Annotated in this window: 22 protein-coding genes; 10 read left to right on the forward strand and 12 right to left on the reverse strand. The window is 49.0% G+C overall.

What is annotated here, in order from left to right; all coding sequences use genetic code 11:
• Positions 1-171: 171 nt before the first annotated feature.
• The 3 genes from GAP13_RS03810 to rpsT all read right to left on the reverse strand — a co-directional run bounded on the left by GAP13_RS03810 (position 172) and on the right by rpsT (position 1,277).
• On the reverse strand, positions 172-552 hold the full coding sequence (locus GAP13_RS03810) for a bactofilin family protein (RefSeq protein ID WP_158906357.1): 381 nt from the start codon (positions 550-552) through the stop codon (positions 172-174).
• Positions 553-613: 61 nt separating this feature from the next.
• Positions 614-958, reverse strand: coding sequence for an HU family DNA-binding protein (locus GAP13_RS03815; RefSeq protein ID WP_158906359.1), 345 nt, complete (start codon positions 956-958; stop codon positions 614-616).
• A gap of 49 nt (positions 959-1,007) precedes the next feature.
• Complete coding sequence (gene rpsT / locus GAP13_RS03820; RefSeq protein ID WP_158906361.1) at positions 1,008-1,277, reverse strand: 30S ribosomal protein S20; 270 nt, start codon at positions 1,275-1,277, stop codon at positions 1,008-1,010.
• A 140-nt stretch (positions 1,278-1,417) separates the two neighbouring features.
• Here rpsT and GAP13_RS03825 point away from each other — a divergent pair, with 140 nt between their 5' ends.
• On the forward strand, positions 1,418-2,182 hold the full coding sequence (locus tag GAP13_RS03825; protein WP_158906363.1) for a lysophospholipid acyltransferase family protein: 765 nt from the start codon (positions 1,418-1,420) through the stop codon (positions 2,180-2,182).
• 427 nt (positions 2,183-2,609) lie between these two features.
• On the opposite strand, the gene GAP13_RS03835 is transcribed toward GAP13_RS03825, so the two are convergent.
• From GAP13_RS03835 to GAP13_RS03850, 4 genes are all read right to left on the reverse strand, one after another.
• Positions 2,610-3,548, reverse strand: a complete 939-nt coding sequence (locus tag GAP13_RS03835; RefSeq protein WP_158906367.1) for a ParB N-terminal domain-containing protein — start codon at positions 3,546-3,548, stop codon at positions 2,610-2,612.
• Positions 3,538-4,209, reverse strand: a complete 672-nt coding sequence (locus GAP13_RS03840) for a metallophosphoesterase (RefSeq protein WP_158906369.1) — start codon at positions 4,207-4,209, stop codon at positions 3,538-3,540. The genes GAP13_RS03835 and GAP13_RS03840 overlap by 11 nt, the downstream gene beginning before the upstream one ends.
• Positions 4,206-5,966 carry a DNA mismatch repair endonuclease MutL gene (gene mutL, locus GAP13_RS03845; RefSeq protein ID WP_158906371.1) on the reverse strand — a complete coding sequence of 587 codons (1,761 nt, stop codon included), beginning with the start codon at positions 5,964-5,966 and terminating at the stop codon, positions 4,206-4,208. Before mutL ends, GAP13_RS03840 begins: the two co-directional genes overlap by 4 nt.
• 149 nt (positions 5,967-6,115) lie before the next feature.
• A complete protein-coding gene (locus tag GAP13_RS03850) occupies positions 6,116-7,486 on the reverse strand; it encodes a hypothetical protein (protein WP_158906373.1) in 1,371 nt (456 codons plus the stop codon).
• Between the two features lie 98 nt (positions 7,487-7,584).
• Between GAP13_RS03850 and pyrF the strand changes: the two genes are divergently transcribed.
• Entirely contained in the window at positions 7,585-9,045 is a 1,461-nt protein-coding gene (pyrF, locus tag GAP13_RS03855; protein ID WP_158906375.1) for an orotidine-5'-phosphate decarboxylase, read from the forward strand.
• Positions 9,046-9,086: 41 nt separating this feature from the next.
• On the opposite strand, the gene GAP13_RS03860 is transcribed toward pyrF, so the two are convergent.
• The 4 genes from GAP13_RS03860 to GAP13_RS03875 form a co-directional block, all read right to left on the reverse strand.
• Positions 9,087-9,533, reverse strand: coding sequence for an RrF2 family transcriptional regulator (locus GAP13_RS03860; protein WP_158906377.1), 447 nt, complete (start codon positions 9,531-9,533; stop codon positions 9,087-9,089).
• 68 nt (positions 9,534-9,601) lie between these two features.
• Positions 9,602-10,198 carry a nucleoside-triphosphatase gene (locus GAP13_RS03865; RefSeq protein WP_158906379.1) on the reverse strand — a complete coding sequence of 199 codons (597 nt, stop codon included), beginning with the start codon at positions 10,196-10,198 and terminating at the stop codon, positions 9,602-9,604.
• A gap of 22 nt (positions 10,199-10,220) precedes the next feature.
• The gene (locus GAP13_RS03870) at positions 10,221-10,862 is read right to left on the reverse strand and encodes a redox-sensing transcriptional repressor Rex (RefSeq protein WP_158906381.1); all 642 of its coding nucleotides are present in this window, start codon (positions 10,860-10,862) and stop codon (positions 10,221-10,223) included.
• A 340-nt stretch (positions 10,863-11,202) separates the two neighbouring features.
• On the reverse strand, positions 11,203-12,099 hold the full coding sequence (locus GAP13_RS03875; protein WP_158906383.1) for a phosphoribosyltransferase: 897 nt from the start codon (positions 12,097-12,099) through the stop codon (positions 11,203-11,205).
• An 11-nt stretch (positions 12,100-12,110) separates the two neighbouring features.
• On the opposite strand from GAP13_RS03875, the gene mobA reads away from it, so the two are divergent.
• The 8 genes from mobA (at position 12,111) to GAP13_RS03915 (ending at position 19,589) form a co-directional block, all read left to right on the forward strand.
• Positions 12,111-12,785 (forward strand): molybdenum cofactor guanylyltransferase, encoded by a 675-nt coding sequence (mobA, locus tag GAP13_RS03880; RefSeq protein WP_158906385.1) that lies wholly within the window; start codon positions 12,111-12,113, stop codon positions 12,783-12,785.
• A 28-nt stretch (positions 12,786-12,813) separates the two neighbouring features.
• Positions 12,814-13,059: a Sec-independent protein translocase subunit TatA/TatB gene (locus tag GAP13_RS13365; protein ID WP_158906387.1), complete on the forward strand. Its 246-nt coding sequence runs from the start codon at positions 12,814-12,816 to the stop codon at positions 13,057-13,059.
• Between the two features lie 15 nt (positions 13,060-13,074).
• Positions 13,075-13,788, forward strand: a complete 714-nt coding sequence (gene tatC / locus GAP13_RS03890; protein WP_158906389.1) for a twin-arginine translocase subunit TatC — start codon at positions 13,075-13,077, stop codon at positions 13,786-13,788.
• 38 nt (positions 13,789-13,826) lie between these two features.
• Positions 13,827-15,479 carry a glutamate formimidoyltransferase gene (gene ftcD / locus GAP13_RS03895; RefSeq protein ID WP_158906391.1) on the forward strand — a complete coding sequence of 551 codons (1,653 nt, stop codon included), beginning with the start codon at positions 13,827-13,829 and terminating at the stop codon, positions 15,477-15,479.
• Between the two features lie 152 nt (positions 15,480-15,631).
• A complete protein-coding gene (locus GAP13_RS03900) occupies positions 15,632-16,741 on the forward strand; it encodes an ABC transporter ATP-binding protein (protein WP_158906393.1) in 1,110 nt (369 codons plus the stop codon).
• Complete coding sequence (locus GAP13_RS03905) at positions 16,738-17,622, forward strand: ABC transporter permease (RefSeq protein WP_158906395.1); 885 nt, start codon at positions 16,738-16,740, stop codon at positions 17,620-17,622. The genes GAP13_RS03900 and GAP13_RS03905 overlap by 4 nt, the downstream gene beginning before the upstream one ends.
• A 6-nt stretch (positions 17,623-17,628) precedes the next feature.
• Positions 17,629-18,504, forward strand: coding sequence for an ABC transporter permease (locus GAP13_RS03910; RefSeq protein WP_306769192.1), 876 nt, complete (start codon positions 17,629-17,631; stop codon positions 18,502-18,504).
• A gap of 29 nt (positions 18,505-18,533) precedes the next feature.
• Positions 18,534-19,589 carry an extracellular solute-binding protein gene (locus GAP13_RS03915; RefSeq protein WP_158906397.1) on the forward strand — a complete coding sequence of 352 codons (1,056 nt, stop codon included), beginning with the start codon at positions 18,534-18,536 and terminating at the stop codon, positions 19,587-19,589.
• A 114-nt stretch (positions 19,590-19,703) separates the two neighbouring features.
• Here GAP13_RS03915 and GAP13_RS03920 read toward each other — a convergent pair whose 3' ends face one another.
• On the reverse strand, positions 19,704-19,982 hold the full coding sequence (locus tag GAP13_RS03920) for a rhodanese-like domain-containing protein (RefSeq protein WP_158906399.1): 279 nt from the start codon (positions 19,980-19,982) through the stop codon (positions 19,704-19,706).
• Between the last annotated feature and the right edge of the window lies 1 nt (position 19,983).

Raw genomic sequence — 19,983 nt, forward strand, 5'->3', positions numbered from 1 at the left:
GTCTATCTATGCAGTTGAAACGGCCATGCGAAAAACGCAGACCGTGATAGCTTCTTTCGGGATTGTCAGGCGGCGCATCGGAACGAATTGTTTTGGCTCTTCATGCTTAAGCGGCAATGTGCCGCATCTATAAAGTATCTATATTCACTATAGTAAGGCTATAGAACGATGTCAATGGCTTGTGCCTGTAACATCGTCAGTTGCAGAAAAGCCGGGCATTTCGATGCCGCCCTCGAATGTTGCCCCTTCGATGATCTGCAGCCTTGCAGTGTATATATCGGCAGATATATGAGAACTTGGCAAAAAGACCAAAGAATCGACAGCTTTTATCCGCCCTGTGAAGCAGCCGGCAATGACCGCATTCTGAACTGTGCATGAATTGGCTTCAATATGTGCGCTTCGTTCGATTCTTACAAATGTTCCTTCGATCGAGCCGCGCAATGTACAACGGAGACTTAAGGGGAGGTTCGAGCGGAGTTTTCCGTTCAATATAACCGATTGCCCTATCTGCGTTGCAAACGGCTCAGGTGGTTCAAAGGATAAAACTTTCATATTTGATTCTGAAGGCTGCTCTCATGAACAGCCTTCAATTTGTCTAAAGAAAGAACGCGATTCAATCTCTTTTTCTAAACGATTTCGGAATGCGATCAGTATTCATTTCCCAGGAAGCTTTCTTGAGTTCTCGTCCTGGTCTGAATGTTGCAACACCGTGATCCGATACGGAAACAATTTCGCCCGTTTTTGGGTTTCTTGCTTTCGATCTGCCTTTTCTGAGCTTTACTTCAAAAGTGCCGAAACCTCTCAGCTCGACAATTTTGCCTTCGAGAATTGCGCTTTTTATTTCAGAAAAAAGGCCGTCGATCAGCTCGTGGATTTCCTTGCGGGTTGTCCGGCTTGACGGCGACAGTGACTCGTACAGCGCATCTATGAGCTCGGCTTTTGTAAGTTTGTCGGCCATACTATTCTCTGCTCCTTCCTGGGATGCCGGACGGTAATTCCGGCGGCTATTATCCTAACCTATTTACGAGTTTCTGCATACGGGATTTTTTGCGCGCAGCAGTATTTTTCTTTACAATGCCTTTGTGAGCTGCCGAATCGATCAGCTTGATCATTTGAAGCAGGGCTTCTTTTGCAGCTGTGGTGTCTTTTTTCTCGGTTGCAGCGACAACAACTTTCTTTGCTGCACTTCGGATTGCGGTTTTTGCGCTTTTATTTCTGAGCCTGCGCTTCTCATTCTGTCTCTGTCGCTTTTCAGCTGACAAATTCCTTGCGCTCAATGGAATTCCTCCGGATTTAATATACTGAATGCTAACCTTGTTACGGTCAAAAAGCTATTGGAAAGCTAACAGATACTGCACATCCATGTCAATACTTACTGATGGTAATTGCATTCTGATATGAAATAAGATAATGATATATGTCGATGCTTATCAACTCTGCCATTGTCATAGGCGCCCTTCTGACGCTTTTTGCTCTTGAATTCTCTCTGGTGCTTGAATATATCTTTGCGCCCAGATCCCGAAAAAACGCTCTCTGTTCCAGGTATGAACAATACGGAGCGAAATTGCTGTTCGGTCTATTCAGGATATTCCGAGGCTTCAACGTCGATATCAGAAATCCCAGGAAGCTGCATATTCCGAAGCACTGTCTGGTCATTGCGAACCATCAGAGCCTTTTGGATATAATCGTCCTTATTTATATGCTTGGATTTGAGCGAATGCCGCGGTTTGTAGCGAAAAAAGAGCTGCAGTTCGGCATTCCTCTTGTCAGCTTTACCTTGCGCAAAGGAGGGCATTGCCTTATCAAAAGGCGTGGCGCGCCCATCGATACGATGCGGTCTATTTCCAAAATGGCCAGGTCCTGCAAGCTGGAACAGGCTTCCCCTGTCATTTTTCCGGAAGGCACACGTTCGCGGGATGGCAGACTTGGAGTGTTCTATGCAGCAGGCGTCAGAAAAATACTTGAAATAGAAGCTATCCCTGTAGCCGCAATTGCGATCGATGGAGGATGGCGGGTCGCAACAATCAGGGATTTTTTAAGACGCTTCGGGAAAGAGCCATATGTGGTGGAAATAGTTGAAATCTACGAAGCGCCAAGGGGCAAGCACGAAATAGCAAGAGTTCTGGATGATGCACACAAAAAAATCGGGATGAGTCTTGAAACTATGCGCTCTTTGATTTGACAGCCAGGGGGATTGTGATCGAAGAAAGCCCCTGGAGAAGGCCTCCGGGGGCTTTTGGCTCATTTAAAATCGCTTGGACGGCGCTCGACTCTTTTGCATTTTTCGCATTCGGCAACATTCTTTACTTTGCCATTCTCGAAAATTGTCTTCATTTTGATCTCACCACCGCAAGGGCAATAAAAGTGATGGGTAGAACTAGTAGTACGAGCGTTTTTCGAAATCTGTGCCATGACAACTCCTTTTGTTCCAGCAAACAGCCGCAGCAAGAATATAGAAATTGGTCTTAAAAGTCAATTCATCGCATGATATTCAAAAAAATGCCGCCGGATAAGGAGGGGTACCCGGCGGCCGATACAATGGAGGCTGCATGAAGAAGCTGCGCTCACTTGCTCTCTTTACCTATTATAATAGAAATTCTAGCGCAAAGTTACGATTTTTCAAAGAAATTTTTAACTTTTTTTGCAAAATTCAAAATCAAAGCCTTTAGCATGCCCGCTGGCTTTTTGCGGGCGGATCTGGCCTGGCTCTTGAAGCTTTCTGCAGCTTCTTCAATTTCAACATAGCGGCCGTATTTTCGCTTCAGATCGTCCCAATGGGCGACGAGAAAGATATATAGATCCGAGACGGTGCGGCCCGGGAAGAGCGATAGCAGATTTTCCGCTTCGATGGCTTGTCCAAGGGGCTGATAGACATTCTCATGCCAGGAATAGAGCGCTTGGTGGAAAGGGATTTCTTCTGTCATATGCTGGTTGAGATAGTACTTATGGACATAGACATGCTCTCTAATTGTGTCGAATCTTCCTGGCTCGCTGAAATCCAGGTCATCAGTGCCTACAATATGCGGATAATTTGTTTCCTGATAAAAGCGTTTTTTTTCATATTCGATGACTGCGTGTTTGATGTCATCGATCGACATGTCGGCATTGAGGCGTATCTCTGACTGGAGCGAGATGACTTCTGCATCGATATATTCCTGCCCAAGTGAACGGGCGACCGAAACGCGATGATTGCCATCGCGGACAAAATAGACGCCACCCATCTCGTAAAGGATAATGGGCGGCAGAACAATGTCTTTGTAATGCAGGGTATCGATACCCGTCCAGCGGGCTTTCAGATGTTCCTTTTTAGGAAAGAAAAAGCGCGTGAAGTCCCGATATCGCCCTTCGCTGCCGATAATTTTATCGAGGGGAACAGTGGTGATTCCACGATATGTTTCAGACTGGGGCTTCAAAAGCTGCTTGGCTTCTTCGAATGGCATAAGATCTGTTACAGAGGGCTTCAGCATGCCGATAATGCGCGCAGTGAGCGCTTTTGTCTTCGCTCTGTAAAAATCCATCTCGGCTTGGGTATGAAAATCATCCGGCATCGCGATCCTCCTTCAGCAAAGTGATCACGCTATGGCCGTACACATTTACAACAGCAGTATCGCCCACATTCAATTCTCGCAGCGACTGCAGATCATAAAGGTGAACGTGCCCATGAATGAAGTAATATGGTTTTGCAACCCGTATGAGCCAGCGGTAGGCCGAAAAACCTGTATGCGCAGGGTCTCCTCCATCGTGAATGCCTCTTGGCGGTGAATGCGCAAGGATGATGTCGACTGACCGGCCGAAAAGAAGACGGCGGATGAGCAGGCGGGGGAGCATGCATATAATTTTGCATGTCATCCATGCATCGCTGTATTGGTTTTGTCCATTGTTGTACCGGATGGAACCTGGCAATCCAAGAATACTGATTCCGCTTTCCTTTTTTATTGAAAAACGGATCCGACCCAAGCCCGGCCTCTGCTGATCGGAAATGTAGCGCAGACTCTCTCTGTCGCGCGGGGAATCGCTGCGATCGTGGTTGCCGGCTACTGATACAAGAGGCCTGTTCAGCATGCTCGCTATAAATTCGAGATATTCATCCGGCAGATCGCCAGCCGAGAGGACAAGATCGATATCTGCAAAGCGCTCGTTTATCTGGGAGCTGTAAACAAGAAGGTCTACCTCATCCGCCACGCATAGGATGCGAAGTTTTTTTTTCATGCAAGCGTTCTCCCGAACATCGCGTCGAGCTTTTCTCTCGGGAATGCTATCAGGACTGGGCGGCCATGCGGACAGCGCGGCTCTTTCAGCGCTAATGCCTCGGCAATAAGGCGTTCGGCAGCGGCTTGATCCAGTATATCTCCGTCCTTTACTGCTGCCTTGCATGCAAGAGCGGCGGCAATTGAATCGAGCGGCGTCGATTCCACAGAAGGCTGATGCAGCCACTCGACAAGTGCTTCAAGAGCTTGAGAAGCAGCGATTGCCGGGACCGCTTCTACTGCCCATGCTGATTCTTCCTTTGAAATTCTATACCCGATGAATTCGAGAGCTTGCGCAGCTTCTTCAAGAAAATGCTCATTATCTTCGGGATCGATGAGGTAGGGAACCAAAAGACTCTGGCTTATCCCTTCTTTTGCTTTCAAACGGTCATACAGAATACGCTCGTGCGCTGCATGCTGATCCATGATGAAGAGAATTCCGTCCAGCTCGAAAAGCAGGAATGGACCTGGCCCTCTGCCGATATATCGTGGGCCATTTTCATTGTTTGCTCGTATCTTCTGCCAGAAATCAGCTGGGAGCGAATTGCTGGCAGCACGCTTCTGGTTTTGGGCCTCGGAAAAGGATGGCCACCTGGCGCCCCATTCCTGCCGCCTCGTCTCTGCAAATGCCGAAGCAGCAAAATTAAGCTGCGGTTGTGAGCGATCGGCAGCAAAGAACTCGGGCTCCTGCATGTCCGAAAAGCGTGCAGACAAATCCTGTGTGCTTCCGCTATACCGTGCCTTGAGTTCCGAAGATAAAAGCGCATGGATAGCAGCATGCACTTCCTGCGCGTTTTTTAATCGAACTTCCTTTTTTGCAGGATGTATGTTAAAGTCTGCAAGCCCTGGATCAATTTCCAGAAACAGAAAGGCGCATGCGTGAGCTCCGCCGGGCAGATATTTGGCAAATTCGTATTCGACAAGGCTGAGCACACCCCATTCAGGAACTTTTCTTCTGTTGACAAAGACCTGGATGTATTTGCGATCTCTGCGATACACGGATATGTCTGCGTACACGATATGAATATGGAGGCCTTGTGCCTCGGAGACGGCGTCGAACAGAGGGGCATGCGCCAAATCGGGATAGCAGCGAGCAATTCGCTCTGCGTGTGTTCCAGGCAAAAACACTTCTGCATCATTTGCGGATTGCCATCGGAAGGTGAGATGCGGATGCGAGAGAGCTCTTTCGATAAAAGTGGTACGACAGAGCAGAGCTTCGCTCTGCGGCCTTTTAAGAAATTGCTTGCGCGCAGGGTATGACTCGAAAAGCCCACGTACCGTGACCCGCGTGCCTTCCTTGCAGGGGAAGGCATCAATTGCAGGAGGCTGAAGCGGCACGCTGCGAAGCAGCCAACCTTCGTTCGAGCCGCGCGGCCGGCTTGCGATTTCAAGGCGGGACACTGCAGCAATCGAGGCAAGGGCTTCGCCGCGGAATCCGAGGGTTCGAGCTTTCAGGATATCGTCCGGCTCATAAATTTTCGAGGTGGCATGTTCCAGAACGGAAAGTTCGAGGTCTTCTTTTGTCATCCCGAAACCATTATCGGTGACAGTTATTTCCTCGATGCCGCCCTGTGCAATTGAGATTGCAATGTCCCGCGCGTCTGCATCGATTGCATTGTCAAGGAGTTCTCGCAGAGCTGATGCTGGTCTGTCGATTACCTCTCCTGCTGCGATGCGGCGCGAAGTCTCCTGCGGAAGAATCCGAATAACACCCATCATGGCAATGATAGCGATGTTTTGCCAAAAAACAAAGACCGCAGCCCGGAAGCTGCAGTCTTTAACCTGAATTTGTTGTGCCGCACAGCATCATGGGCGAACGGCCGCGATCCTGAAACCATGGCCGATTCCCTCAAGAATTCCAAAACTAGTTATAGCTGGAAGCCAATCGAAAGGCCCGAGCTCACATCGAAATCGTTTTTGGTCGGATTCCACGAGTAGATATAGTCCAGCGATACGACTGCCGCACCAGCCCAATAACTGACGGTCATGCCGATGGAAGCATCGGTCGGGTCAATAAGGTCCGAGAAAATATTGCCGCTCTTTTTGCCGAGGAAATATTTTTCGTAGCGCGCAGCGACACTGAAATTGGGAATAAGACCTTTATTGAGTGTGAGCCTTCCAAGCAGGTGCGGATAATCTGCAGGATTGCTGGTTGCAGGAGAAGGCAATGCTTTGAACGGAGCGTCGACTGTTGCCCGCACATTGATAAGCGATTTGAAAATGTCAACTCCGGCCGATGCAAGCCAACTTGGTGTATACGCTGTTCCGGCAGGGTTGTCTCTGATGAACGCGAAGCGCTCGGCTCTGTACAGGTCGTAGTTAGTATCGAAATAAGCGGGAATGAAATTGTCCTGCAAATACCGCAGCTGCAAGCCATATGAAATGAAGCCGAGAAGGCGACCGCGCACACCTGTCATGGCGCCCATGGCTTTGTTCACTTCCATAGCGCCCTCGGCGAAAGTCGTGAGAGAGAAAAGTGGATTTTGCAAAATAGGGAGTGTAACATCCACGCCTATTACATATGTCGGGCTCGATGTTCCGAAAGAAGTGCCATACGCAGTATCATCGGCATACATAAGAGGATCCCTGTCATATACCCCGATAGCTCCGACCTGCAGCCTGCCAAAGAGCGATTTGTTCATGAAAGCTAAGGGCCGAATATATACACGCCCGCCAATGACATCGAATTTTGCAAGATTCCCGCTGAGCGCTTCGATTCCAACATACGGGAAGCCGAAAAGATTTCCATCTACGCCAACCTGCATGCCGAATATACGCCTTTGAGGCAGGAAGAGCATATTCGAATAATTATCCATAATGAGGCCATTACCGAGATTGAAATCGGAAATCGAGCCTGCCTTGAAATAGAATGGATCAATGCCCTGGAATCCATAGCGGACATAGAGCAACTTTGGCAAATAGACATCGAGTATTGTCGTCTTTCCGGGCTGTGGAATCCAGTCTGGTTCATAGATCTCGAACGACGTAGTGCTGCCTGATGCAAACTTGAATCTGAAGGTTAGATCAAGACCGACAGCCAATTTCCCGAATGCGACCTCGGGACGGAATCCTACTTTTGTCCAGCTGTCCATCGCGGGCGGAATGGTAGTGTCCTTCGGATCCGGAAGCAAATCGGTGCCCAGCACAATGCCAAGGTCGAATCCTTTGCTTTGATTATCCTGTGCAAAAACTGGAGTTAAAATTGTCAGCAAAACCAGAAACAGCGCTATTCTCCTCACGGCAAAGCCTCCTTTCTAACTTTATTCATTACTATTATAATACATTTTTAGATTGAGTACACCTGAAATTCGCAAATTGATCTGCATGGAGAGGGAAAATGGATTTTTTTGAGCGTCTTGAGAGCATTATTGAAACGAGAGATTCTGTTCTCTGTATCGGGCTTGACCCTGCCTTTTCTGCCGAGGAGATAGCTGCCAAGGGTAAGCATGCCTGTGCTGATCAGGCTCTGGAACGCAATGTGCGCATCATAGAAGCAACTGCAGATTGTGTCGCTGCGTATAAGCCCAATATTGCCTTTTATGAAGCACTTGGTGATGCCGGCATGGCCGCGCTCAGAAAGACGCTCGATAGCATACCAAAAGAAATCCCTATTATCATCGACGCAAAGAGAGGAGACATTTCAAGCACCGCAGCGGCCTATGCGCACGCGCTCTTTGGCGAGTTGCATGCTGATGCCGTCACCCTGAATCCGTATCTGGGGCTTGATACTCTGGATCCATTTCTGGAATGGAAGGGCAAAGGCATATTTGTGCTGTGCCGTACCAGCAATCCGGGAGCAGGGTTTCTGCAGGATATTATTATCGAAGGCAAGCCGCTCTATATCGAAGTGGCCAAACGCTGCGCAGCGCTGCAAAAAAAGGTTGGGCTTGTGGTTGCCGGGAATGATCTCGAAGCATTGCGCAAGGTACGAGCGGTTGCTCCTTCTCAGTGGTTTTTGAGTCCGGGGATTGGAGCCCAGGGAGGGCAGGCTGATCTGGCCTTCGCTGCAGGTGCGCGAGACGATGGCAAGGGCATTCTGGTTGTCGCTGCTCGCTCAATTGCTGACGCTTCCGATCCTGCCAAAGCTGCAGTCGCGCTGAGAGACGCGATGCGCACAGCGCGAGATACTATGCTCAAACAAAACAAGACTGAAAATATCCAGGTTGCAGCGCCTGCAGCAAAAGCCGCCCAAAAAGCAATTGCTGACCTCAAGAAAGCATTTGTTGATGCTCTTCTTTCCACTGGCTGCTTCCGTCTGGGGGAATTCACATTGAAGAGCGGCAAAAAAAGTCCCTTCTATATCGATTTGCGGAAACTTGTCTCGGATCCGCGCGCGATGAAAATTGCTGCCCAGGCATATGCCTCGCTTGCATCCGAATGTGAGTACGATCGGATTGCGGGCATACCAGCTGCTGGATTGCCCCTTGCTACCGCTGCATCCATCGAGATCGGCAAGCCCATGATTTGGCCCCGGATGCCGGTCAAGGAACATGGCACAGGAAATCGCGTCGAAGGAGAATTCCGCGCAGGCGAGCACATACTCCTTTTGGATGATCTCATAACAACAGGAGCGAGCAAAATCGAGGCTATCGATATTCTCAGGTCTGAAGGGCTAATTGTCCAGGATTTGGTAGTCTTGATTGAGCGCGGTGCGCAGGGCAGGCAGGATATGGGCAGTGCAGGCGTGAATCTTCGGGCATTCATTCATGTGAAGGAATTATTTGATGTTCTCTTGCAGAATGGCACTATCGATAGCAGGAAATACGAGCAGCTGATGGAGTATGTCGCCCAGGAATGATCTGAAGCTTGCCTGCTCTCCAAAATCAGTGGATTCGGACGTTAGATGCCGCCTGCCGTCATCAAATCCGACAAGTGTTTTGAACGAGCATACTCAATAATGAGTATTTCCATTTTAGACCAGAATTTGCCAGCATCGCACGACGAGAATTGCTCGCATGCTCTGCGCCGGCTTCTTTCTGGAGCGCATGGAACTATTTCCAGAGTTTCTCCTGCCGCAAGAAGAATTTCGTAAACAGAAATCTCTTCGGGCTTTTTGCTCAAGTAAAAGCCGCCGCCTGGCCCGCGAGTAGCTTGTATGATCCCTGCCTTTCTCATCCGGTAAAAAATTTGCTGCAGGAATTCAGGCGAAAGCCCTTCGAACGAAGCGATCTGATGCAGTGAAACTGGAGTCTGTCCATCAGAAGTCTTTGCCAGCGTCAGAATTGCCTTCAGGGCATATAGCCCTCGCGTTGTTGCACGCATTTTTGGAACCTCTTTTTCAATCATTCGTAAGAATGCAGAAAATTGCGAATATAAAGATTCTAGCATCAGGAACTAAACCGTGCAACCTTAAATTACGCCAGTCCAATATATGACAGGGCGGCATTTTGCGCTGCTCGCCTCGATTTTTTGTCAATTTCAATAATTAAAACATCGTACTGCGGGATGTTCTCATTCAATTGCGCAAGGAGCGCATTTTGAAGGCTTGAACGGACAGTCAGCACCAGCACATCACAGCGACGATTATCAAGAACCATTTTCAGAAAATCAGCATGGCCCAGATGGCGCTCTAGTTCGAGCGGCCCAATTTCATCGATTATGCATATCTCTTTTTCATGAGATTGCCCGAACCGTTCCGGGGCGGAGGTTTGAATCGATGCCGATGTTCTATGCAAGAATTCCTCATGACTTGCTTGTATGTGTGCGAACGCTTCTGTATGAAACTGGAATGGCACATCTGTTCTGTCTCGTGGGCGCTCGGCTGCAAGGTATGTCTGGCCGCTTGCAAGATCTGCAAGGCCGATCTGATACGGCACCCCATTTTTGCCACGCAGCGAGGTTTCGATGCATCCATAGCACGCAATGGAGCGTGCTTTTGCATATTCTGCAATATAGCGACAAAGCGAAGACTTGCCTGCGCCGCGCTGGCCGGAAATGACGAGGATGCGCATGGGCGTTTCCGCTGAAAAGCTGTCAGGAGAGATGTTCGGATCTTGTTCGCATCATTACGGACAGAATCGCATAGCCTGACGAGAGATCTTCTCTCTGAACCAACACATCATCCGGCACTTTGAGCTTTACATTCGTAAAATTCCAGATAGCGCGGATTCCCGCGGCGACAAGCGCATCGCAGCTGGATTGGGCATAGGGCGAAGGCACTGTGAGGATTGCCAAAGTGACATTCATCGCTTCGACGATTTCTTTCAATTGATCCATTTTGTATATCTGAATCTGATGGACAGATTTGCCAACTTTCGCCGGATCGCTGTCGAACGCGGCCACAATGTGAAGGCCATGATTTCTGAATTCCTGATATCCTGTCAACGCCGAGCCAAGGTTTCCCGCCCCTACGATGATTGCCTTTTGCTCTACATCCCATGCCAGATAGTGCTCGATTGCAGAGATCAGCTGTTCGACCGGGTAGCCTTTTTTGGGCTTTCCGACAATGCCGGTTATTGCAAGATCTTTCCTCACCTGGATAGGCTCGAGGTTGAGCTCGTTTGCAATCCATGTGCCAGAGATGTATGGCTCTCCAGTTCTTTGAAACGTGCGGATGATATGAAGGTACGAAGGCAGACGGCGAATTGAAGGAGCATAGCTCAGTTTCATTTTCATACGACAAATATTCTCCTTATATGATAAAAATTGGATATTTCAAAGAATAGAGTACACAGACATATCGATAAAAGTCAAGCTATAAATTGATATAAAGGAATGAAAAAAGAAAGGCGCTGGGGAAAAGGAGGTAAACCCCAACGCCGCTACTGATAGGAAAAACAGCACATCGGCATTCCTGCAAACACCGATTTTATGATGTAATATATCACAGAATTGAATAATATGCAAATTTTTCTTCTTGATTTTGTGAATTTATGCAAATGGACAAATTCTAGGTCTCGCTCGAGCGTTATTTCCATATCTTGCCGATGGGCAAATCCTGAGGCGCGCCAGGTCGTTATTCCCACCATATTTTCCCGAAAAAATCGGGTTGTATCGAGGAGCCTGCATGCCGGATTGAACACGCGGTTTTTGATTGCCGGAAAAGAGGCGAAAGCCGCTTCAGGAAAGACTCTAAAGTTCTGCCACCTGCCACATCTTCGTCGTAAAGAATGACTTCTTTATCGCGGAAATCGAAAAGCCATGCCTGATCTGAAAGACTGACGATCGGTTCTTCGTCGTGGCGCTTGAACATTGAAAATCTGACAAAATAGAGAGGCACTTGCAGCAGTTCCGCCAAGACAAGGGCAGGCATAATCGAGCCATGAGCTGCCGCCACCACGAGATGAGGCGTATATGATGTACGGATTTTGTCCGCGAGTGCGAGAAGAAGAGAGGGCTGCGAACCAATCCAGGTATACGTATCCTGCACTGCAGTGTAGATGAATGATTTGACAGAAAAAGGAAGTTCGGATGCAAAATTCGCCAAGTCCTGACACGCTCGCTGATCCAGGCGACAGCATGCGCGCGCGACATCTATCGATTTCCAGAACAGTTCATTCGCTCTCTGAATTTCTCCTAATGAATGGCTGATGCGGTACTTCCGCGCTTCTTTGAGTTCGTAATATACGGTAGGATGGAGAGGAAGACCATGCTCGACGCAGATCTTATAATTTAAAAGCACATTGACGATAGATGGGGCAAGAATATAAAGACGGATTGCAGAATCGAGAAGGTCTTTTGCCTGGTCCGGAGATATGGTATCCATTCGTTCGGGCGCAGCATCGAGCACAGGCAGAAGCTGGGCAATAGTCTGCAGAATCTCTCCGAAGGGCATTGCGCAATTCATCTGCTCCGGGGGAGAATCCCAGTCAGCCCACTTTAGTATCTGCATGAAGGTCGATAGCGAAGGCATGCCATTACTGTATGGCAGACCGACAGACAGGACAAGACCACATGGAAGGAAAAGAAAAGCTTGCATTTTCAGCAGTCATTCTGAATGGTGGACAGGGCGTTAGGTTTGGCGGCATCGATAAGCAGCTCCTTGAGATCGATGGTGTGCCCATCGGTTTTGCGCTGGCAAAAACGCTCGTGCAGTCATGCGAAGAGGTGCTGATAGTCGGCAAGAAAAATGCAATATACAAGCCTTTAGAGGTTCAGCAGATAGAAGATGCGGTTCCTGGTTTGGGGCCCGCAGGCGGGCTTCTTGCGGGAATGATGAAGGCGCGAGCGGATTGGATATATCTTTGTGCGGTCGATATGCCTTTTTTCTCTTATTCTCTTTCAAAATACATGTACGGAAGGGCGCTTTCCAAGGAAGCAGATATAATTGTCTGCCAATATAAAGGCGAATTACAGCCATTTTTTGCCTTTTACCGGAAGAGCCTGGCCGGAGCGCTTGCGTCGTTTGTCACATCAGGTGTAAAACCCTCGCTGAGGCGCTTTATTTCTTCCCGATCATACGACCTTGTTTCGCTGAAAGAACTGCAGGATATTGGCGAGCAAGAAGCAATTTTTTGCAATATAAATAATTCAGGCTCCCTCGATGCAGCGCGCCAGATCGCTCTTGAGCATGGACTATTTATTGATACTCGGTTATAGTTGTTAGGCGTTTTTTTAGGAGGAGCATATGTTTGGAAGAATTGGTCCAATGGAACTGATACTCATACTTGTCATTGCGCTTGTAATTTTCGGCCCCAAGAAATTGCCCGAAATCGGCAAGGCGATTGGCGATGCCTTCAAGGCATTTAAAAAAACGCAGGAAGATGTCACCAAAGAGGTGGATAAGATAACTTCGGATTCGCCGGCGAAGTCTTCCGATGCGAAAGAATCAGTGCAGAAGGATGCGGACAAGAACGAAACCGCAAAAAGCTGATCTCATTATCCTGCAATGACGTATATCGAGCATTTGGCAGAACTCAGAAAGCGTCTTATCGTTGTTATTGTATTCTTCCTGGGCTTCTCTATTCTTTGCTTTGGCTGGTCTAAACAGCTGGCCACGTTTCTCGTTTCGCCTGCACAGCCTGTAGATTTTGTGTTCTTGTCTCCGCCAGATCTGTTCATGACATATCTCTCGCTCTCTCTCTATGCGGGCTTTATTCTGAGCTTGCCCATAATTCTTTATGAGGTCGGAATGTTTATCTGGCCAGGCCTGGAAAAGCGGGAGCGCAGGGCCATTTTTCTCTCTTTGCTGCTCGGTGCATTGCTTTTTATTGGTGGTGCGGCATTCGGCTTTTTTGTCATGCTTCCCTACATGTTGCGGTTTTTCCTGGGGTTTGGTACCGAAGGAATCAAACCCATGATATCGATTCGGGATTACCTTGGTTTTGTAGGGCAGATCGTTCTTTCGTTCGGATTGGCTTTCGAGCTGCCGGTTGTAACCACGGCTCTCGCGGGGCTCGGTATCATCACCTCTGCGCAATTAAAATCTGCACGCAAGATTGCAGTACTTTTAATATTCATTGTAGCGGCAATACTTACTCCTCCTGATGTCATATCGCAACTCTTGCTCGCGTTGCCTATGCTCGTTCTCTTTGAAGGTTCCATCGTCCTGGCGTCTCTCGTAGAGAAAAAATCGAAATCAAAAGTCCAGGAAGCAGCATAATATTTTCTGCCCATATAAAAATGCGAATGGAGGTTTGTATGGGGAAGCCTTTGGTTGAGTGTGTGCCGAATTTTTCTGAAGGCAATGACAGGGCCAAAATTGAAGCAATCGCTAATGTGATACGATCAGTCCCGGGCGTTTCATTGCTCGATGTCGACCCTGGAGCCGATACCAATCGCACAGTCTATACCTTTGTTGGTTCGCCGGATGCGGTAAAGAATGCTGCACTGGAAGCTGCAAGGGCTGCACGGGAGCTTATCGATATGCGTATGCACAAGGGAGCTCATCCGCGTATCGGCGCGCTTGATGTCTGTCCCTTTGTTCCGGTTTCGGGCATTTCGATGGAGGAATGTGTTGCGCTGGCCAGAGACTTCGGCCAGAAGCTTGCAGAAGAATTCGATGTGCCTGTGTATTTGTATGAAAAAGCTGCAACTCGGCCTGAACGTCAGAGCCTTGCCGATATTCGGGCGGGGGAATACGAAGGGCTTTCTGCAAAGCTTTCCGATCCTGCCTGGCAGCCAGATTTTGGTCCTGCTCGTTTCGATCCGCGATGGGGCGCAACAGTGACAGGTGCGAGAGAATTTCTCGTTGCCTATAATATCAATTTGAATACCAAAGACAAGAAAATTGCCAACGATATCGCGCTGGCTATCCGCGAAGCTGGCCGAACAACAAAAGACCCCAACGGCAATACTATCAAAGTGCCGGGAAGGCTTGCCGCGGTTCGAGCGATCGGCTGGTATATCGATACGTACCAATGCACGCAGGTTTCGATCAATCTTCTGGATTTCCGCAAAACACCTTTGCATCTCGTTTTCGATACGGTCAGAGAGGAAGCCGAAGCCCGCGGGGTATATGTGACCGGTTCCGAACTTGTGGGGCTCATTCCCCTCGAAGCGATCCGTGCATGCGGGCAATACTATCGAAAGAAAATGGGCAAAAGCCCTGGCCTTGCAGATCACGAGCTTGTCGAAATCGCTGTGCAGACGCTGGGTCTTCGATCTGTCCAGCCATTCGAGCCTGAAAAAAAGATTATCGAATGGGCGATGAGTGAGATAAGTCCGCTTGTGACGATGAAAGTTGCGTCATTTGTGGACACTGTTTCTTCAGATTCACCTGCGCCAGGCGGAGGCTCTGTGGCTGCTCTGGCTGGTGCTCTGGGGGCGGCGCTGGCTGCAATGGATGCCAATCTTACCGTGGGTAAAAAAGGATACGAGAACGTCTTTGAGCAGCTCTCCGCGCTTGCAGTGCGCGCCCAGGAATTGAAAAGCGCTCTTCTCGAAATAGTTGATGAAGATACAAAGGCTTTCAATGCAGTAATGGATGCGATGCGGCTTCCGAAATCCAGTGATTCACAAAAAAAGATGCGCGATGTTGCGATCGAAGCAGCGGGAAAGCAGGCAGCGTTGGTGCCCTTACATACTGCGCGCCTCTGCCTTGATACAATGAAACTCAGCCTGGAAGCAGCCAGATCAGGTAACGCAAATTCTGCGACTGATGCGGCCACAGGCTGCAATATGGCCCATGCCGGGCTGCAGAGCGCGATAATGAATGTGCGTGTCAACATAAAGACCCTGGCAGATGAAAAGTTCAAATCGCAACTGGCACAGGAATGTGTGGCGCTCGAAGAGCAGGCAGAAGCAGAAAAAGCTGAACTTGACAGGTTTATGACCTCGGTGCTTGCTGGCTGATATTTTGCATGTGCGCAATAGCCGATCTTCGGCAGAATACGCGCAGCTGAGCGCAAAAAAACATGTTATATTTATGCAGAATCAGTATTGACCAAGGGGCGAAGGCGTACTATACCTTGCGTTGATTTATTACTATCCAAGGAGCCTCGGGGATGAAAGGCGCTGATGTTGACATCGTGGGTGTTTCCAAGTTTTTCGGCTCTTTTCAGGCGCTGAAAAATGTCAGCCTTTCCATTTCGAAAGGGGAATTTTTCTCCTTGCTTGGGCCGTCTGGCTGCGGCAAGACAACAGTGCTGCGCTTGATCGGAGGCTTCGAGGAACCTGACAGTGGAACGATAGCCATAGAAGGCAAGAATGTTATCGGCCTGCCGCCCGACAAGCGGCATTGCAACACAGTATTCCAGAGTTATGCGCTTTTTCCCCACCTCAGCGTCTTCGAAAATGTCGCCTTTCCTCTGCGCATCCGGAAAATTCCTCAGCAGCTCGTGCGCGAAAAGGTCATGCGCTACCTCTCGCTGGTTCAGCTCGAAATGCACGCGGCGAAAAAGCCATCGCAGCTTTCGGGAGGGCAGCGGCAGCGTGTGGCGATAGCGAGAGCCCTCATCAATGAACCTTCGATTCTGCTTCTTGACGAGCCATTGTCAGCGCTGGATGCAAAGCTCAGGCAGCACATGCTTATGGAACTCGACGCAATCCATGATAAGGTTGGCATTACTTTTATCTATGTCACGCACGACCAGCAGGAAGCACTTTCTGTGTCGGATCGCATTGCGGTGATGAATATGGGCGAAGTACTGCAGATAGGCACGCCGAGGCAAATCTATGAAAACCCAGCAACCGAATTTGTCGCCCGCTTCATCGGCGAGACCAATGTTTTCAGCCTGAAGATACTATCAATCGATGGCACTAAGATTTATGGCGAAGTGGATGGTCTTGGCCCGATGTTTGTCGACGATGAAACCGACGCTAAACCCGGTGAGACCGTGCTGGCCACCATCAGGCCTGAAAAAATCCGAATTTCTGCCGATCTGCCCAATACGAATGGCGGGCGCATCAATGTGCTGCATGGCATCGTTGCAGAACCGATCTACTCAGGCTTTCAGACAAAGTATGTTGTCCAGCTCGATACCGGCATGATGGTAACGGTGTACAGACAGCATGCCAACTGGTCAGAAGGCATCCCCGACATAGAATGGAAAGATGAGGTATACCTTTCCTTCAGTGCCTCGGACATGGTGATTGTGGAGATGCACGAACAATGAAAAAGCAAGTTGGGCTGTACTATTCACTGCCGCAGATTATGTGGCTGCTTGTCTTTTTTGCAGCGCCCCTTGGCATCATTATTGCATATTCGTTCCTGAAAAAGGGCCTGTATGGAGGCGTTGAGCCACAATTCAGCCTCGAAGCCTACACTGCGATGGCCAACCCGAATATACTCATCGTCACATGGCGAACGCTGAAAATGTCAGTTATCGCAACAATCCTGACCCTGCTTATCGCGCTGCCATGCGGTTACAGTATCGCGCGATCGCAGAACCAGGCAATGCGTCTTTTTCTTGTCATTGTGCCATTTTGGACCAATTTTCTGGTGCGCATCTACGCATGGATCGCAATTTTAGGAAACGAAGGGTTTTTAAACGATATCATTCGTGCTCTGCATCTTCGCAGTGAAAGCGTGCAATTTCTGTACAATCAGACAGCTGTGATACTTGTGCTTGTCTACATGTATCTTCCCTATGCGATCCTGCCTCTCTTTTCGACGATCGACAAATTCGATTTTACTTTGCTCGATGCTGCGCGAGACCTCGGCGCGTCGCGTTTCCAATCCTATGTGCGCATCCTGCTGCCCAACATCAAGAGCGGGCTGGTCACTGCGGGGCTTTTTACATTCGTTCCGATTTTTGGAGCATACGCGGTTCCCCTTCTCATCGGTGGCAAAGATTCCTATATGCTGGGCAATATCATTGCAGACCAACTGACGAAGACACGCAACTGGCCGCTCGCTTCCTCCATTTCAATGACGGTTACGATTCTCACAACGGGCCTTGTTTTTCTTATTGCGATGCGTAAACCACGCGAACAGAAGCAGGTGTTCGATGCCGACCCAGGGCTTATAACCCCTGTTGCTTCGGGCGGGAGATAAGCCATTATGCATGCTCTCAAGAAGCCTAAAGCTATACGGATTGCAATTCTCTGGAGAACGAGAAGGATGTTGCGCAAGGGAGGCGCCGCAGCAAGAAAATTCATGCCGGCCCGTTCCTCCCTCTCGAACGTGATCTACTGGGTTGTTATCGGCTTTCTTTTTCTTCCTTTGTTCGTGCTCGTGCTGTATTCGTTCAACTCCGGGCGGCAGGCAACATGGCAGGGTTTTTCTTTCGAGTGGTACCAGAAGCTTGTGATGGCATCGCCCGAGCTGTGGAGGGCGTTTTTAAATTCTGTCATCATCGCATTTGGCTCTGCCATGATGTCAACGATAATAGGAACGCTCGCAGCAGTGGGAACAGCCCGCTATTCCTTCAAATTGAAAAGCTTTGTCTCGACGATGAGTTTTGTGCCGATGATTCTGCCCGAAATTGTCGTCGGGGTGTCATTGCTCATTTTCTTTGCAGGCGTTGGCCTCAAACTGGGCCTTGCAACAGTGTGGATCGCGCATACGACATTCAATCTGCCCTTTGTGTATCTGCTTGTTTCAGCCAGACTGGAAGAATCGGATCCAAGCATTGTCGAAGCTGCAAGAGACCTTGGCGCGAATGAAATGCAGATTCTCTTCAGAATTATTCTTCCCATGGCCCTGCCGGGCATTCTTAGCGCATTTTTAACAGCGGTGACGCTTTCGCTCGAGGATTTTGTCATAACATTTTTCGTGACAGGCCCGGGCGGTACAACGCTGCCGCTCTATATCTACTCAATGATTCGCTTTGGTGTTTCGCCAGTTATCAATGCGCTCTCCGCGGTTATGGTCGCGGGGACAGTGCTTCTTATCTATCCTATGAGGAATTTTCTCAAGGTTTTTGCCGCACGATAATATGCGATAATATTTGAAGGAGGTTGAATATGGAAAGGTTGCGAAAAGGTTTGCTGGATTTCCTTGGTTTTGCGCTTGTTTCGATACTGCTCGTCCTGAGCGGATGCGGAGGTGGCAGCAAGTCTAAAACTTTATACATCTTCAACTGGACGTATTACACGCCGGACTCCGTTATTCAAAAATTTGAAAAAGAATACGGAGTCAAAGTTGTCTATGATACCTTTGCATCTAACGAGGAGATGTTTGCAAAGCTCAAAGCGGGCGGCTCCAATTATGACATTACCTTTCCCTCCGGCGATTACGTATCGATTATGATCAAGGAAGGCATGCTCGAGAAGATCGACAAGTCCAAGCTCAAAAATTACGGCAATATCGATCCTGCTGTTCTTGCTCTTTGCGATTTTGATCCGGGCAATCAGTATTCCATCCCCTATTACATGGGGGCAGCCGGTGTTGCGGTCAACAAAACCAAGGTCCAGAACTATGACAAGTCGTGGTCGATATTCGCGCGCAAGGACCTTGCCAATCGCATGATCATGCTCGATGACATGCGCGAAGTTATGGGAGATGCGCTCAAGTATCTGGGATATTCGGTGAATACTGTTGACCAGAAACAGATCGATGAAGCGCGCGACCTCATCAACAATGTATGGAAACCGAACCTCCTCAAGTTTGATGCAGAAGCCTTTGCAAAGAGCTTTGCCGCGGGCGAAGTCTGGGTTGCGCAAGGGTATGCAGAGTCGATTTTTGCCGAAGTCGACAAGGCGAACTGGAAAGATGTAGACTTTTTTATACCAAAAGAGGGCGGCCCCAGCTACCTCGATTCCATGGTCATTCTCAAGGGTTCGAAAAACAAGGACCTGGCTCTGAAATTCATCGATTTTATCCATCGGCCCGAGATATATGCCGAGTTCTGCGATTATTTTGGTTTTCCATCCACCGCAAACGTTCCGGCTCGCGCGCTCAAGAAGGGGGAATCCTGGTACCGGCCTGAAGACCTGCTCAATTGCGAGCTCAAGAAGGATGTAGGCGCGGATCTCGAGAAATACAATGCAGCATGGCAGGCCATCCGCGTCGGCAAATAAAGAACAAAAAAAGCTGCCTTCGGGGCGCCGAGGGCAGCTTGTCAGTCAGCAATATGATTCGATGCCAGCCAGTATGCGTGCATCTATGGACAAAGGACCGCGATACCGGTTCCCTCAATAATTTGGCATGTCGTACAGGCCGCCTGCATTGATCACCTTTGCAAAGCCGAGGGATTTCAAAATCCGCGCAGCATATGCAGAACGCGCTCCTGATGCGCAATAGAGCACTACGGGTTTGTCCTTTGGGCCGATCTCGTTCGCGCGCTGCATGATCTCATTTACCGGAATGCATTTTGCATTTGGGTAGTGTTCTTCTTCGAACTCCTCTTCGGTTCGCACATCAACGACGATGGCTCCATTTTTGATAAGCTCTTCAACTGGATTGAGTGCCATG

The sequence above is a fragment of the Rectinema subterraneum genome, assembly GCA_009768935.1.
Taxonomy (GTDB): Bacteria; Spirochaetota; Spirochaetia; order Treponematales; family Rectinemataceae; genus Rectinema; species Rectinema subterraneum.

What these genes read in the sequence shown, in the direction of transcription:
- GAP13_RS03810 (WP_158906357.1), bottom strand. Translation starts at nt 552, where the DNA reads ATGAAAGTTTTATCCTTTGAACCACCTGAGCCGTTTGCAACGCAGATA.
- GAP13_RS03815 (WP_158906359.1), bottom strand. Translation starts at nt 958, where the DNA reads ATGGCCGACAAACTTACAAAAGCCGAGCTCATAGATGCGCTGTACGAG.
- GAP13_RS03825 (WP_158906363.1), top strand. Translation starts at nt 1,418, where the DNA reads ATGTCGATGCTTATCAACTCTGCCATTGTCATAGGCGCCCTTCTGACG.
- GAP13_RS03835 (WP_158906367.1), bottom strand. Translation starts at nt 3,548, where the DNA reads ATGCCGGATGATTTTCATACCCAAGCCGAGATGGATTTTTACAGAGCG.
- GAP13_RS03840 (WP_158906369.1), bottom strand. Translation starts at nt 4,209, where the DNA reads ATGAAAAAAAAACTTCGCATCCTATGCGTGGCGGATGAGGTAGACCTT.
- mutL (WP_158906371.1), bottom strand. Translation starts at nt 5,966, where the DNA reads ATGATGGGTGTTATTCGGATTCTTCCGCAGGAGACTTCGCGCCGCATC.
- pyrF (WP_158906375.1), top strand. Translation starts at nt 7,585, where the DNA reads ATGGATTTTTTTGAGCGTCTTGAGAGCATTATTGAAACGAGAGATTCT.
- GAP13_RS03860 (WP_158906377.1), bottom strand. Translation starts at nt 9,533, where the DNA reads ATGATTGAAAAAGAGGTTCCAAAAATGCGTGCAACAACGCGAGGGCTA.
- GAP13_RS03865 (WP_158906379.1), bottom strand. Translation starts at nt 10,198, where the DNA reads ATGCGCATCCTCGTCATTTCCGGCCAGCGCGGCGCAGGCAAGTCTTCG.
- GAP13_RS03870 (WP_158906381.1), bottom strand. Translation starts at nt 10,862, where the DNA reads ATGAAAATGAAACTGAGCTATGCTCCTTCAATTCGCCGTCTGCCTTCG.
- GAP13_RS03875 (WP_158906383.1), bottom strand. Translation starts at nt 12,099, where the DNA reads ATGCCTTCGCTATCGACCTTCATGCAGATACTAAAGTGGGCTGACTGG.
- mobA (WP_158906385.1), top strand. Translation starts at nt 12,111, where the DNA reads ATGGCAGACCGACAGACAGGACAAGACCACATGGAAGGAAAAGAAAAG.
- GAP13_RS13365 (WP_158906387.1), top strand. Translation starts at nt 12,814, where the DNA reads ATGTTTGGAAGAATTGGTCCAATGGAACTGATACTCATACTTGTCATT.
- tatC (WP_158906389.1), top strand. Translation starts at nt 13,075, where the DNA reads ATGACGTATATCGAGCATTTGGCAGAACTCAGAAAGCGTCTTATCGTT.
- ftcD (WP_158906391.1), top strand. Translation starts at nt 13,827, where the DNA reads ATGGGGAAGCCTTTGGTTGAGTGTGTGCCGAATTTTTCTGAAGGCAAT.
- GAP13_RS03900 (WP_158906393.1), top strand. Translation starts at nt 15,632, where the DNA reads ATGAAAGGCGCTGATGTTGACATCGTGGGTGTTTCCAAGTTTTTCGGC.
- GAP13_RS03905 (WP_158906395.1), top strand. Translation starts at nt 16,738, where the DNA reads ATGAAAAAGCAAGTTGGGCTGTACTATTCACTGCCGCAGATTATGTGG.
- GAP13_RS03910 (WP_306769192.1), top strand. Translation starts at nt 17,629, where the DNA reads ATGCATGCTCTCAAGAAGCCTAAAGCTATACGGATTGCAATTCTCTGG.
- GAP13_RS03915 (WP_158906397.1), top strand. Translation starts at nt 18,534, where the DNA reads ATGGAAAGGTTGCGAAAAGGTTTGCTGGATTTCCTTGGTTTTGCGCTT.
- GAP13_RS03920 (WP_158906399.1), bottom strand. Translation starts at nt 19,982, where the DNA reads ATGGCACTCAATCCAGTTGAAGAGCTTATCAAAAATGGAGCCATCGTC.